This is a genomic window from Pseudaestuariivita atlantica (genome assembly GCF_001205715.1).
In the GTDB taxonomy this organism is placed as follows: Bacteria; Pseudomonadota; Alphaproteobacteria; order Rhodobacterales; family Rhodobacteraceae; genus Pseudaestuariivita; species Pseudaestuariivita atlantica.
In genome coordinates, this window is the sequence record NZ_AQQZ01000002.1 from 524,453 (window position 1) to 537,266 (window position 12,814).

Genomic DNA, 12,814 nt, shown 5'->3' on the forward strand with positions numbered 1-12,814 from the left:
CGAGCCCGTCAAGGAGCCCGCCATGGCGCACCCGAACCCTGATCACAACGACACGTCCCCGATCAATCCGATCCCGCCGGTGATCCTTTTCCTGTTCCTCGCCATGGTCACGGCAGAGCTCATCTTTTCTCTGGGCGAACGCGAGATCATCGGCGGCCCGGCGGCGGTGGGCTGGCGGCTGGCCTATATCCAGCAATTCGCCTTTTCCGGAGAGATTTTCGACTGGATGATCGAGAACAATCGCTGGCCGGCAGAACAGTTGCTTCGCACTGTGACCTTCCCGTTCATCCATTCGACCTTCATCCACGCCGCCATCGGGTCGGTGATCTTCCTCGCCCTCGGCAAGATGGTCGGGGATGCCTACGGGACGGTCGCGGCGGTGCTGTTCTTCTTCGTGCCCAGCGCGCTTGGCGCGGTCGCCTTCGCGCTTCTGACCGAAAGTGCCGCGCCCCTGATGGGCGCGTTCCCGGCGATCTATGGGTTCGTGGGGGCCTATACGTTCCTTCTGTGGGTCAAGCTGGGCGCGGCGGGGCAACGGCAGATACGCGCGTTCAGCCTGATCGGGTTCCTGATGCTGATCCAGCTGATCTTCGGCGCGCTTTACGGCACCAGCCCGACATGGGTCGCGGACCTTGCGGCCTTCGTCATCGGGCTCGCCATGGCGCCGCTGCTGGCACCCGGCGGCATGGCGCGGGTGATCGCGGCGCTGCGCCGGGACTGAACGGGCTTATTCGCGGCGCAGGGTCGCGCGCACTTCACCGAGGCGCAGCGCGCCCGTCACGTGGGCCGCGGAGAAGTAGACGACGATGCCAAGCAGGACAAGCGCGGCAAGGGCAAGGTAGCGCCAGCCGGCGCTGCCCAGCGCCGGGCCAAGCACAAGCTGGCCGATCCACAGGACCGCCCCCATGATCGCGGACGACACGAGGATGCGCCAGATCCGCCGGCGCAGTTGCGCGTCGAACCGCGCGACGTCCCCCATGCTCCGGCTGCCGATGGCCAGAAGCGCCACCATGATCCAGCCGGCGACCGAGGCCGCGATCGCCGGCGCGGTCCAGCCGATCACCGGGGCCAGCCCGATGGCAAGGCCCGCATTCACCACCATCGCCACCAGCGCATAGTGAAACGGGCGGCGCGTGTCCTCGCGCGCGAAGAACAGCGGTTGCAATAGCTTCTGCAGGACGAACGCGGGCAGGCCGAGGCCATAGATCGACACGGCGGTCGCGATGGCGGCGCTGTCATCGGCGGTGGTCGCGCCACGCTCGAACAGGACCGACACGAGCGATAGCGGGATCACCACCAGCGCCACGGCGGCGGGGATGGTGAGGGCGAGCGAGATCTCTCCCGCGCGGGAAAAGGCATGGCGCGCGCCCGCGTCGTCGCCCGCCTGCAGACGGCGCGACAGGTCTGGCAGCAGCACGATGCCTACCGCGATGCCGACCACGCCAAGCGGCAGTTGATAAAGGCGGTCGGCGGCGAACAGCCAGCCCACGGCACGGTCGAACCCGGATGCCACGACCTGCCCGACGACGAGGTTGATCTGCACCACGCCACCCGCCAGCGCGGCAGGCACGGCGACCTGCACCAGCCGCCACATCTGGGGCGACGGGCGCGGGAAGCGCAGGCGCAGGGCAAAGCCCGCGCGCGCGGCGGCGACCCAGACAAGCACCAGTTGCGCCACGCCGGCCACGGGGATCATCCAAACAAGCGCGCGGGCGATGTCCCCGCCCGTCTGCGCCGCGACGAACATGCCCGAGATCAGCAGCACGTTCAGCAGGACGGGCGCGGCGGCGGCGGCGGCGAACCGGCCCGTCGCGTTCAGCACGCCAGACAAAAGCGCCGCGAGCGAGATGAACAGGATGTAGGGAAAGGCGATCCGCCCGAACTCGACTGACAGGTCGAACTTCTCGGTCCCTTCGAACCCGGCCGCCGTTGCCCAGATCAGCCACGGCATGAAGATTTGCGCGACCAGCGTCAGCAGGATCAGGATCGAGGTCAGCCAGGCAAAGGCGTCCTCGGCAAAGGTCTTGGCGTCGTCGGCCCCTTCCAGCCGCTTGGAGAACATCGGCACGAAGGCGGTGTTGAACGCGCCCTCGGCGAAGAACCGGCGGAAGAGATTGGGCAGGCGGAAGGCCACGACGTAGGCCTGGTACAGCGGACCTGTTCCAAGGAAGGCGAGGATCATCGCATCGCGGACAAAGCCCAGCACGCGGGACATCAGCGTCCACCCACCCACGGTGAGGAAGGCCGAAAGGAAGCGGATGGGTTTCATCGGGGTCCTGCGCGTTTTGCACAGGCTTACCGGATCGCGCAGGTTGGTGAAAGGGCGGCCGCGCGCCTTAGCGGTCGAGCCTGACCTCCTGCGCCGAAAGCCGCACGGACAGCGACAGCGCACCCTCGTTCACCAGCCAGCGCCGGATCGTGTAGCTGCGCGCGCCGGTTGCGTGCATCGGATCGTTGTCCGCCAGCGCACGCGCCGCTTCCAGCGATGCCGCCCGATAGATGATGAGGCCCACGCCCTCCATCATATCGCCCGTCTCGTCCGACATGGGACCGGCGAGGAACAAGGCTCCCTTCGCCTCCTGCTTGGCCTGGTAGGCGAGGTGGTCGGGCAGGATGGCCTTGACCACGTCGGGTGGTGCGGCCGGGGTCGACACCACGGCATAAAGTTCGAAGGCGAGCGACCCGCGGGCGCGCGCGGTTTCGGTGTAGTCGGACCAGCGGGGCATCAGGGCCTCCTTCAGAATATCGATTTTATTTGACCTCGAATTACATTATCGCCAAAGCTGGCATGCACGCAATGAAAGGTGGACCATCCATGCGGTACCTCGTGGGCACTCATCATGGAGAGCAGTCGGTATTTTCCGTCAACGGAGACGCGGCGCTGAACCTCACGCAGGCCATTCCGCAGGTCGGGTCGGATCTTGCCGCGCTTGTCGCGACCCCGACGCTGGCAGCGGAAGCCGCCCGCGCCACCGGCAACACGGTCCCGGTGGCCGATATCACGCCGTCGCTGCCCATCGCGTCGCCGGGAACAATCATCTGCCTTGGCCTGAATTACGTCGAACACATCAGGGAGGGCGGCTACGACATCCCCGACTACCCGGCGCTGTTCATGCGCGGGCGCGCGTCGCTGATGGCCGCCGGTGCGCCGATGGTCCGGCCCGCCTGTTCCGAAACGCTGGATTACGAGGCGGAACTGATGGTCATCATCGGGCAAGGCGGGCGCCACATCCCCGAGGACCGGGCGCTGGAGCACGTGTTCGGCTACACGGTGTTCAATGACGGGTCGGTGCGGGAATACCAGCGCAAGACCCACCAATGGACGCCGGGCAAGAATTTCGACAATACCGGTGCCGTCGGTCCCTGTGTCGTGACCCCGGACGCGTTGCCCGAAGGGGCCAGCGGGCTGAAGATCGAAAGCCGTGTGGGCGAAGAGATCCTGCAATCGTCGAACACCGAAAACATGATCTGGGGCGTGGCGCGTAGCATCGCCATCATCTCGGAATACTGCACGCTGGCGCCGGGCGATCACATCGCGCTGGGCACGCCGCCGGGGGTGGGCCACGCCAAGAAACCCGATCCCCGATGGCTGCGCCCCGGCGAAACAGTCGAGGTCGAGATCGAGGGGATCGGCCTGTGCGCGAATCCCGTCGTCGACGAGGCCGATTTCAGCAAGGTGGCCGCGGAATGACGAGCGACGGCGGCATGGACCCCCGCGCGCAGGCGCAGGCGGCGGTGCGGGCGCTGCGGGGCCGGATCGACCGGCTGGGCGACGATGCGATCGACCTGATCCTCGGCGATGCGCGGTCGCATTATGCGTGGTCCGACCGGCCCGTGTCGGACGAGATGCTGCGCGAGATCTTCGACATCACCATCCAGGGCCCGACCAGCATGAACACCTGCCCTGCGCGGTTCGTCTTCGTGCGGTCTGACGCGGCCAAGGAACGGCTGGCCAAGGCGCTCAAACCCGCAAACGTCCCCAAGATGATGGGCGCGCCGGTCACGGCGATCATCGCCTGGGACCCGGCCTTCTGGGAAAGGCTCGACTTCCTGTTCCCGCATGACGACCGCAAGCACCTGTTCGAGGGCAAGGATGCGTTCATCCACGCCACCGCCTTCCGCAACTCGACCCTGCAAGGCGCGTATTTCATGATCGCGGCGCGGGCGATGGGGTTGGATGTGGGCGCGATGTCGGGCTTTTCGAATGCCGACGTGGATGCCGAGTTCTTTGCCGAAAGCGGCTGGAAGTCGAATTTCCTGTGCAACATCGGATACGCCGACGAGTCCGCGCTGTTCCAGAAACTGCCGCGGTTCGACTTCGACGACATCTGCAAGATCGTGTGAGGGGCCCATGGCGATCCGGCAAAAGACGCATGTAACGCTCAAGCTGTCGGGACGGGGCACCGGCCACGCGCAAAGCGAGATCGCGGTCCGTGACCTGATAGCGGTGATCGACGAACCCGTCGAACGGGGCGGGACCAACCTTGGCCCGTCGCCGACCGAGATGGCCTATGCCGCGCTGATCGGGTGCACCAACGTGATCGGCAACAAGTGCGCCGCCAGGCTGGGCGTCGATATCGGCCATCTCGCCTTCGAGATGGAGGTCGATTTCGACCGGCGCGGCGTCCTGCTGATGGAAGAGGTCGAGGTGCCCTTCACCTCGATCCGGCTACAGGTCACCGCCGACGGGCCAGCCTCGCAATCCGATCTGGACCGGGTGGCTGCGGAGACGGCGAAATACTGCCCGATATCGAAACTGTACGAGAACTCCGGCACGGACGTCACCGTGACCTGGGCAAAAGCGTGAGGGGCACAGGCCCCCAAGGGAGGACAAGATGAAACACTGGATCACCGGATGGGTGGGCGCTGTCGCGCTTGCCGCCACCGTGGCGCTGCCCGCTGCGGCACAGGAGACGATCAAGGCGGTCGTGATCGACGGCTACCCGGCGCGCGCGCTGTGGGTGAAGGAGTTCACCAACTTCTTCATCCCCGAGGTCGACAAGCGGCTGGCCGAGACCGGCAATTACAAGATGGAGTGGCAAGAGGCCTATGGCGGCACGATCGTGAAGCCCAAGGGCGTGCTGGAAGGCGTCAAGCTGGGCCTTGGCGATATCGGGATCGTCACCACCATCTTCCACAATTCGAAACTGCCCAGCCAGGCGCTGTCGGCGGTCACGCCGTTTGTCGCGCCCGATGCGCGTGCGGTGGCCAAGGCGATTGACGAGATCGCCAAGGAATACCCGGCGATGCAGGCCGAGTTCGACAAGCAGAACCAGGTCTACCTCGCCACCGGCGTCGTGCTGGATACCTACCAGCTCTTCTCGAAACAGCCGATCAACAGCCTGAAGGATGTCGAGGGCGGCAAGGTCGCGGGGGCGGGCATGAACCTGCGCTACCTCGAAGGGATCGACGGCGCGGCGGGCGTGCGCGGCGGCCTGACCGATTTCTACAACATGCTGCAGACCGGGCTGGTGGATCACGCGATGCTGTGGCCAGAGGCGGCCAAGACCTTCAAGATCGCCGAAGTCGCGCCCTACATGCTGCGCGCGGATCTTGGCGCGGTGAACTCCAAGACGGTCACCGTGAACAAGCAATACTGGAACAAGCTGCCCGACGAGGTGAAGGGCGTCCTGCAGGAGGTGGCCGTGCTCTACCGCGACCACGTCGCGGGGCTGGCGATGGACCGGGCCGAGGCAAGCCGCCAGGCCTATGTCGACGGCGGCGGCACCATTGTCGAGATGGACCCGGCAGAGCGCGAGGCATGGGCGATGGCGATGCCCAACATCGCGGCGGAATGGGCGGCGAACCTCGATGCCGCGGGTCAGCCCGGGACCGAGATGCTGAACGCCTACATGGCCAAGTTGCGGGCGGCGGGGTTCACCCCGGTGCGCGACTGGGCCGCGGACGCGGCGACCAACTGATCGCGATCGCGCGGCGGTTGGCGTGCTGAAACCCGTGCACAAGATCGCCGGCGGCGTGGCCATCGCGGCCAACGCCGTCGGCACCTTCGTGGTGATCGCGCTGATCGCGGTCGTCAATTACGACATCGTGGCGCGCAGCGTGTTCAACAAACCCTTCCTCGGCGCGGTCGAGGTCGTTCAGTTCTCGATGGTGCTGATCGTGTTCCTGCAACTGCCCGACGTGGTGCGCGTGGGGCGGCTGACCCGGTCGGATGGGTTCCTTGGCCTGATGACGCGCCGCCGCCCGCCCGTGGGCCGGGCGCTGTCGCGCGCCATCGACGCGCTGAGTTGCGTGTTCATGGTGATCGTCGCCATCGCCATCTGGCCCGAATTCGTCGAGATGTGGGAAAGCCGCGATTTCTTCGGCGTTCCGGGCGTCTTCACCGCGCCGTGGTGGCCGGTGAAGCTGGTCATTTTCCTCAGCGCCTGCCTGTGCGCGATCCACTTCGCGTTGCACGTGATCACCGGCCCGCGTGTCACCGCGCCGGACGAACAGGACACCCTCGCATGAGCCCGGTCGAGATTGGCCTTCTGTCCATCGTCGCCATCGTGGTGCTGATCTACCTTGGCGTCTACATTCCCATCGCGCTGGGCGTCGTCAGCTTCGTCGCGATCTGGATCATGCGCGACAACATCGACCTGTCCTTCGCGCTCTTGAAAATCGCCATCGGCGACAGCGCGATGGAATACACCTTTGCCACCATCCCGCTTTTCACCTTCATGGGGTTGATCGTGTCGAAGGCCGGGCTGGGCGCCGACATTTACTCGGTGATGAACCAGGGGTTCCGGCGCATCACCGGCGGGATCGGCATGGCGACGGTGGGTGCGAACGCGGTGTTCGCGGCCGTCACGGGGTCATCCATCGCCTCGGCCTCGGTCTTTTCCAAGATGAGCGTGCCGGAAATGCTGCGCCACCGCTACAACCCGCGCTTCGCCGTGGGCGTCGTGGCCGGGTCGAGCGTTCTGGGCATGATCATCCCGCCCTCGGCCATGCTGATCATCTATTCCTTCGTGGCCGAGCAATCGGTGGGGGAGATGTTCCTCGCGGGCGTGGTGCCGGGTATCCTTCTGGCGGTGGCCTATGTCGTCGCCATCTGGCTTATGGGCCGTTTCACCCCCGCCTTCGTGGGCGGCGAGATCGTGGAAGAGGCCACGCTGATGCCGTGGCCCGAGATCGCGGCCAAGACCCTGCCCATCCTCGCGCTGATCGTGGTGGTGCTTGGCGGCATCTATACCGGCTGGACCACGCCGGTGGAGGCGGGCGCGGCCGGTTCGCTTCTGGGCATCGTGATCGCGGCCCTGCGTGGCCGGATCAACGCGCGGTCGCTGTGGGAAACGGTGCTGGAGACGGGCCACATCACCGCCGCGATCCTGTTCCTGATCACGGCGGCTTCGATGTATGCGCGCATGCTGGGGATCGCGGGGCTGCCGAACGAGTTGCAGGCCTTCCTGTCCGCCGGGCAGTTCGATTTCTTCTGGGTGATGGTCATCCTTGTCGTTCTGATGCTGTTCCTCGGCACGATCCTCGACACCGCGTCGATCATCCTGATCGTCGTGCCGCTGTTCCTTCCGCTGATCGAAAGCATGGGGCTGAGCCTTGTCTGGTTCGGCATCGTGGCCGTCGTCGCGGCCGAGATCGGGCTGCTGACGCCGCCCCTTGGCCTCAGCTGTTTCGTCATCAAGGCCACGCTTGACGATGACCGGATCAGCCTGAAGGATGTTTTCCTGGGAGCGCTGCCCTTCGCGGGCGTGATGCTGATCGTCCTGATCCTGCTGATCCGATTCCCCGCCCTCAGCCTCGCCATACTGAATTAGGGACAAAGCCATGCGCCACGTGACCAAGGAGAACCTGACCGAGGTGTTCGAAGGCTACTTTGGCCCCGACACCGATCCGCGGTTCCGCGAGGTGATCGGATCGCTGGCCCGGCACCTGCACGCCTTTGCCAAGGAGGTGCACCTGACGCACCCGGAATGGGAGCAGGGGATCGCTTTCCTCGAACGCATGACCGAGTTCACCACGAAAGAGCGGCACGAGTTTGTCCTGCTGTCCGACGTGTTCGGGCTGTCCTCGCTGGTCGACATGCTGAACACGGTCGAAGGCGGCACGAGTTCCTCGGTGCTGGGCCCGTTCCACATCGCGGGGTCGCCCGAGATCCCGATGGGCCACGACATGAAGCGCGATTTTCCGGGCGAGGTGCTGCTGGCGAACGGCATGGTCAGGGACATGGACGGCACGCCCATCGAAGGGGCGGCCATCGACATCTGGCAGACCGCGCCCAACGGGTTCTATTCCAGCCAGGACCCGGATCAGGACACCTATTCGTTCCACGGCATCCAGACAACCGGCGCGGACGGGCGGTACGGGTTCACCACCGTCAAGCCGGTCAGCTACGAGGTGCCGACCGACGGACCCGTCGGGGACATCCTGCGCGCCTCGGGCCGCCATGCTTGGCGGCCGTCGCACCTGCACATGATCGTCAAGGCTCCGGGATACCGCACGCTGGTGAGCGAGATATTCGCCGACGGTGATCCCTACCTTGACGAGGACGCGGTGTTCGGCGTTCGGTCGGACCTGATCATGTCCTACAAGGAAATGCCGGCGGGCACCTTTCCAGATGCCGGGTATGACCTGTCGGGCAAGGTCGACGGGCCGTGGCTGAAGGTCGATTTCGACCTGATCCTCGTCCGCGCCTAGCCGAGCGCCCCGGTATCGAACAGGCCGGTGAGGTAGGCACCCGTCTTGCGGTAATGCGACAAGAGCCGCGCGCTGGCCTCGTCGGCGTCGCGCGACACCGCGGCGTCGAGGATGCGCGCATGTTCGTCCCCGATATCGCGCCTTCCGTAATTCGACGCCCGCCCGGCAAGGTAGCGATAGCGGATGTTCAGGTCGTAGAGCTGCGAGCAGAATTTCAGCAGGATCGGGGCCTCGGCCCGGTCGAGCAGGGTCATGTGAAAGGCCTTGTGCACCTCTTCGAACCGCGTGATGTCCTCGGACGCGGCGCGGCTCATCCGGTGATGGGCCAGAACCAGCCGTTCTTCCCACGCATCGTCGGCACGCGCGAGGCTCTGGCGCAGGGCGAGGTCTTCGAGCGTGCAGCGCAGCGTCAGGATCTCGTTGAAGTTCGCGGCGCTGACTTCGGCAGCGCGAAACCCGCGCTGGTCGATCCGTTCCACAAGGTTGTCGGAGGTCAGCAGGCTCAGCGCCTCGCGGATCGGCGACGCCCCGGTATCGAGCCGCTGGCGCAGCGTGTCGATCTTCAGCTTTTCGCCCGGCTGCAATTGTCCGGTCACGATCATGTGCCGCAGCGTGACATAGGCACGTTGCGTGGCGGAGCCTTCGGCAGACAGCGTGGGCGGCGCAAGATCGCTCATACCGACATTGAATATCGATAAAACCCCAAAGCGCAACGCGCGAGGCCGTTCAGGCGCGGGCCTTCTCGCGTTTCGGGTCGAGGAAGGGCAGGGTCGTGACCGTGGCCGGCAGGCGTTTGAGGTGGCCGTCAAGCCGCCCGATTTCCAGCACCGTGCCCGGTTCCGACAGTTCGACCGGGACGCGCGCCATGGCGATGGCGTGGCCCAGTTGCGGCGAATGGCAGCCGCTGGTCACGGTGCCGATCTCGATCCGGCCGTCGAACACCGGATCGCCGTGCACGGGCGGTTCGGCCCCGGTCAGCATCAGGCCCACCAGCCTGCGCCGTTCGGCCTGCGCGTTGCGCTGAAGCGCGTCACGGCCGATGAACGCCTCTTTCCGGAAATCGACGGCAAAGCCGAGGCCGGATTCCAGCGCGTCCGCGCCCGGCCCGAATTCGGCGCCCATGATCATCAGCCCCGCCTCGATCCGCAGCATGTCGAGCGCGTGGCCGCCCATCGGCACCATGCCGTGTGGTGCGCCCGCCTGTATCAGCGCGTCCCACACCGCAAGCGCGTCGCTTTCGTCGCAGAACACCTCGTATCCCAGCTCGCCGGTGAACCCGGTCCGGCACAGCATGACCGCCGGTCCCTGCGGCCCGCCGATCCGGGCGATGGTGAACCCGAACCACTTGACCGCGTCGAGCGCGGGACGGGAGGGCTGGATCGTGCAGACCTCGCGCAGGATGTCGCGGGATGCGGGCCCCTGCAGCGCGAGGTTCGCCATCTTGGTCCCAAGCGCGCGGACATGCACCGACAACCCAAGCCGCGCGGCCTCTTCGGCAAGGTGCAGGCCGCTTTCGTCCGATCCGCAGCACCAGCGGAACACGTGCGGTTCGATGCGGAACAAGGTGCCGTCATCCAGAACCTGCCCGCGCGCATCGCAGATCAGCGCGTACAGGCCACGGTGCTGGGCGAGTTTCGACACGTCGCGGGTGAGGCAGGCTTGCAGCAGCGCCTCGGCATCGGGGCCGACGATGTCGTATTTGCGCAGGCCCGACATGTCCTGCAGCGTCGCGGCGCGGCGGCAGGCCCAGTATTCGCCTACCGCGCCGGTGGCATCGTAGTGGCGGGGCATCCACATGTCGCGGGCGACGTCGAAACTGCGCGTCAGCGCCGAGGTGCGGGGATGGAACGCGGAATGTCGGGTCATCTGTCCGGCCTCGTCCGGCTGGGCACGCCATGTCACGGCGTGGGTGATGGGGCTGTCGGCCTCGTAGATGCGCAGGTGGATGTCGGTCGGGTTCCAGCCATTGATCGGGTCCACGTCGTCGGGGCAGGCGGTGGAGACGCAGACGAGGTCGGTCAGCGCCTGCATCACCACGTAATCGCCCGCGCGGGACCATGCCTCGTCCGACGCCAGCCCGTGATGGCCCGCGTCGATCCACGAATTGAAGAAGAAGTTGATGGCGGGCCATGCCGGCCGCGCGCCGATCCCGTAGGGTGCGTAAGCGTCCGAGATGTTGTCGGAACAGTTGATGTGACCGGGAAAGCCGCGCTCTTCGTAGCCGTTGGCGGTGCAGGCCAGCGCGAAGGTGTCGTGCCGCCCGACGGTGTCCTGCCGCACGGCAAGAAGCGGGCGGATGTCCTGGTCGTAGAACTTGTCGAAGAGGCCCGGAAGGGGATAGGCGCTGCGCGCCTTGGTGCGGGTCACGGTGCTGTCGATGAACCGTTCGATCCCGGCATCAAGCGCGCTGGCACGCATCGCCATGAAGTCCGAGCATTGCTGGCCTTCGACGTCGATCACCTGGATGAACTGCCCCGCCTTGACCGTGTAGGCCCGCGCGGTGGCCCGGTCGATGCGCCATTCCTCGACCACCCGGCCCATGGGTTCCGGCAGCAAAGCGTCGGGCCCGGCGGAGGCGGGAAGCTTGACCTCGACGGCAAAGGAACTGCCGCCGCCGGTGATCACGTATTCGGGTGCGATGGGGGCGATGATGCAGAGCGTCGTGTCCTCGGTCGCGCGGGTCACGAAATGCGCGCCGGGCTCTGTCGAGGCGTCGAAGATCGGCGCGATGCGCACGGTGTCGAGCGACGCGCCCCGCGCGGCAAGGCGGGCGGCAAGCTGGCGCGCGTCGAACCGGGCGGGGTCGAGCCGGGCGGTTGCCCCCGCCAGGTCGAGCGCTTTCGGTGTCGCGGTCGGCGCGGTGTCCGACAGCGTCGTGACCCAGCAAGGCGCGCCGCCGCCCACGTTGGTGATCGAGATGATGGCGTCGCGCGGCACCCGGACAAAGCTGGACCCACCCCAGGTAACCTCGCGCCGCAGCACGTCGCGGTCCTTCAGGCCGCGATAGACGCGTCGTGGCAAAGGTTTGGTCGACAAATGTTCCAGCACGGGATCAATCCGCAAAAAACCGGCGCACGCGCCCGTGTAACCGGTTTCAACGATAGGGGTTGGCGGAATTTCAAGTCAACGGATAAGTTTGCCGAAACGGCGAGGGGTGACCGGTGACGCGCAAGGTGGGCACGATCAGGGACGTGGCCGACAGGGTAGGCCTGTCGATCGCAACCGTGTCGCGCGTGATGAACGGTGCGCGGAACGTGGCGCCCGCGACCCGCGACAAGGTGCTGGAAGCCATCCGCGCGCTCAATTACCTGCCGAACCCTGCCGCGCGTGCCCTGTCGACGGCCAAGTCGCGCACCGTGGCGACGGTGATCCCGAGCATCGAGCATTCGATCTATGCCAAGTTCATGGGCGCGGTCGAAAGGACGCTTGCCGAGCAGGGATATTCGCTGGTTTTCGCCGTGTCGAACGGCGTGGCCGAGCAGGAGCATGCGGCGGTCCAGAAGCTTCTGGGCATGGGGGCTGAGGGGTTCATCCTGAGCGGACAGGCGCATGGGGCCGAACTGACGGAACTGCTGGACCTGAGGCGGGTGCCGTATGTCTTCACATCGGTCTACGACCCCGACAGCGCGGTGCCGACCATCGGATACGACAACCACGCGCTCGCGGCAGAGGCGGTACGCTTCCTGCGCGGCGAGGGTCACGAACGGATCGCCGTCCTGCACGGACCGCTCGACACCAATGACCGCGCACGCGCGCGGCTGGCCGGTGCGCGCAGCGCGGCGCCGGTCGCGGCATTCGAAGGGGCGCTCGATGTGGCGGGCGGCAAGCAGGCCGCGCGGGCGGCATTGGCGGAGGCGAACCGCCCGACCGCCCTTTTGTGCTTCTCGGATGTTCTGGCGCTTGGCGCCTGTTTCGCGCTGGCCGAGGCCGGGCTTTCGGTGCCGGGGGAGATGTCGGTCATGGGGTTCGACAACCTCGACTGGACGTCCGAACTGGTCCCGCCGCTCACCACGATGAACCTGCCCGCGCGCAAGATGGGGCAGGAAGCGGCGCGGCAACTGGTCGAACGCCTGGAAACCGGCGTGCCGTTGGCATCCGCGCGGTTCGACGGCACGATCATCACGCGTGGATCGGTCGCCCCGCCGCGCTGACCGTACGC

At 66.4% G+C, this 12,814-nt stretch carries 13 protein-coding genes; 9 read left to right on the top strand and 4 right to left on the bottom strand.

All coding sequences use genetic code 11. The annotated features are described in order from the left end of the window. The first annotated feature begins 22 nt into the window (after nucleotides 1-22). Nucleotides 23-721: a rhomboid family intramembrane serine protease gene (locus ATO11_RS06065; protein ID WP_050530062.1), complete on the top strand. Its 699-nt coding sequence runs from the start codon at nucleotides 23-25 to the stop codon at nucleotides 719-721. Nucleotides 722-727: 6 nt separating this feature from the next. On the opposite strand, the gene murJ is transcribed toward ATO11_RS06065, so the two are convergent. Continuing rightward, a complete protein-coding gene (gene murJ, locus ATO11_RS06070; protein ID WP_050529923.1) occupies nucleotides 728-2,269 on the bottom strand; it encodes a murein biosynthesis integral membrane protein MurJ in 1,542 nt (513 codons plus the stop codon). Nucleotides 2,270-2,336: 67 nt separating this feature from the next. Further along, on the bottom strand, nucleotides 2,337-2,726 hold the full coding sequence (locus ATO11_RS06075) for a YciI family protein (protein ID WP_050529924.1): 390 nt from the start codon (nucleotides 2,724-2,726) through the stop codon (nucleotides 2,337-2,339). Between the two features lie 89 nt (nucleotides 2,727-2,815). Here ATO11_RS06075 and ATO11_RS06080 point away from each other — a divergent pair, with 89 nt between their 5' ends. The 7 genes from ATO11_RS06080 to ATO11_RS06110 are packed head-to-tail and all read left to right on the top strand — an operon-like array spanning nucleotide 2,816 to nucleotide 8,655. Beyond that, complete coding sequence (locus ATO11_RS06080) at nucleotides 2,816-3,691, top strand: fumarylacetoacetate hydrolase family protein (protein WP_050529925.1); 876 nt, start codon at nucleotides 2,816-2,818, stop codon at nucleotides 3,689-3,691. Next, nucleotides 3,688-4,344, top strand: coding sequence for a malonic semialdehyde reductase (locus tag ATO11_RS06085; RefSeq protein WP_082176178.1), 657 nt, complete (start codon nucleotides 3,688-3,690; stop codon nucleotides 4,342-4,344). The genes ATO11_RS06080 and ATO11_RS06085 overlap by 4 nt, the downstream gene beginning before the upstream one ends. Nucleotides 4,345-4,351: 7 nt before the next feature. Further along, nucleotides 4,352-4,807: an OsmC family protein gene (locus ATO11_RS06090; protein ID WP_050529926.1), complete on the top strand. Its 456-nt coding sequence runs from the start codon at nucleotides 4,352-4,354 to the stop codon at nucleotides 4,805-4,807. 28 nt (nucleotides 4,808-4,835) lie between these two features. Further along, the gene (locus ATO11_RS06095; RefSeq protein WP_050529927.1) at nucleotides 4,836-5,921 is read left to right on the top strand and encodes a C4-dicarboxylate TRAP transporter substrate-binding protein; all 1,086 of its coding nucleotides are present in this window, start codon (nucleotides 4,836-4,838) and stop codon (nucleotides 5,919-5,921) included. 22 nt (nucleotides 5,922-5,943) lie between these two features. Next, nucleotides 5,944-6,471, top strand: coding sequence for a TRAP transporter small permease subunit (locus ATO11_RS06100; RefSeq protein WP_050529928.1), 528 nt, complete (start codon nucleotides 5,944-5,946; stop codon nucleotides 6,469-6,471). Continuing rightward, on the top strand, nucleotides 6,468-7,775 hold the full coding sequence (locus ATO11_RS06105) for a TRAP transporter large permease (RefSeq protein ID WP_050529929.1): 1,308 nt from the start codon (nucleotides 6,468-6,470) through the stop codon (nucleotides 7,773-7,775). Before ATO11_RS06100 ends, ATO11_RS06105 begins: the two co-directional genes overlap by 4 nt. A 10-nt stretch (nucleotides 7,776-7,785) precedes the next feature. Further along, complete coding sequence (locus ATO11_RS06110; protein WP_050529930.1) at nucleotides 7,786-8,655, top strand: dioxygenase family protein; 870 nt, start codon at nucleotides 7,786-7,788, stop codon at nucleotides 8,653-8,655. Here ATO11_RS06110 and ATO11_RS06115 read toward each other — a convergent pair. Together ATO11_RS06115 and ATO11_RS06120 are read right to left on the bottom strand one after the other, a co-directional pair. Then, nucleotides 8,652-9,332, bottom strand: a complete 681-nt coding sequence (locus ATO11_RS06115; RefSeq protein WP_050529931.1) for a GntR family transcriptional regulator — start codon at nucleotides 9,330-9,332, stop codon at nucleotides 8,652-8,654. The two genes, ATO11_RS06110 and ATO11_RS06115, sit on opposite strands and share 4 nt — an antisense overlap. A 49-nt stretch (nucleotides 9,333-9,381) precedes the next feature. Continuing rightward, a complete protein-coding gene (locus ATO11_RS06120; RefSeq protein ID WP_050529932.1) occupies nucleotides 9,382-11,703 on the bottom strand; it encodes a DUF1989 domain-containing protein in 2,322 nt (773 codons plus the stop codon). A 113-nt stretch (nucleotides 11,704-11,816) separates the two neighbouring features. Between ATO11_RS06120 and ATO11_RS06125 the strand changes: the two genes are divergently transcribed. Beyond that, entirely contained in the window at nucleotides 11,817-12,806 is a 990-nt protein-coding gene (locus tag ATO11_RS06125; protein ID WP_050529933.1) for a LacI family DNA-binding transcriptional regulator, read from the top strand. Nucleotides 12,807-12,814 lie beyond the last annotated feature (8 nt).

Coding starts and splice junctions, on each gene's coding strand:
- ATO11_RS06090 (WP_050529926.1), top strand. CDS start 4,352: ATGGCGATCCGGCAAAAGACGCATGTAACGCTCAAGCTGTCGGGACGG.
- ATO11_RS06115 (WP_050529931.1), bottom strand. CDS start 9,332: ATGAGCGATCTTGCGCCGCCCACGCTGTCTGCCGAAGGCTCCGCCACG.
- ATO11_RS06085 (WP_082176178.1), top strand. CDS start 3,688: ATGACGAGCGACGGCGGCATGGACCCCCGCGCGCAGGCGCAGGCGGCG.
- ATO11_RS06075 (WP_050529924.1), bottom strand. CDS start 2,726: ATGCCCCGCTGGTCCGACTACACCGAAACCGCGCGCGCCCGCGGGTCG.
- ATO11_RS06095 (WP_050529927.1), top strand. CDS start 4,836: ATGAAACACTGGATCACCGGATGGGTGGGCGCTGTCGCGCTTGCCGCC.
- ATO11_RS06105 (WP_050529929.1), top strand. CDS start 6,468: ATGAGCCCGGTCGAGATTGGCCTTCTGTCCATCGTCGCCATCGTGGTG.
- ATO11_RS06110 (WP_050529930.1), top strand. CDS start 7,786: ATGCGCCACGTGACCAAGGAGAACCTGACCGAGGTGTTCGAAGGCTAC.
- ATO11_RS06080 (WP_050529925.1), top strand. CDS start 2,816: ATGCGGTACCTCGTGGGCACTCATCATGGAGAGCAGTCGGTATTTTCC.
- murJ (WP_050529923.1), bottom strand. CDS start 2,269: ATGAAACCCATCCGCTTCCTTTCGGCCTTCCTCACCGTGGGTGGGTGG.
- ATO11_RS06065 (WP_050530062.1), top strand. CDS start 23: ATGGCGCACCCGAACCCTGATCACAACGACACGTCCCCGATCAATCCG.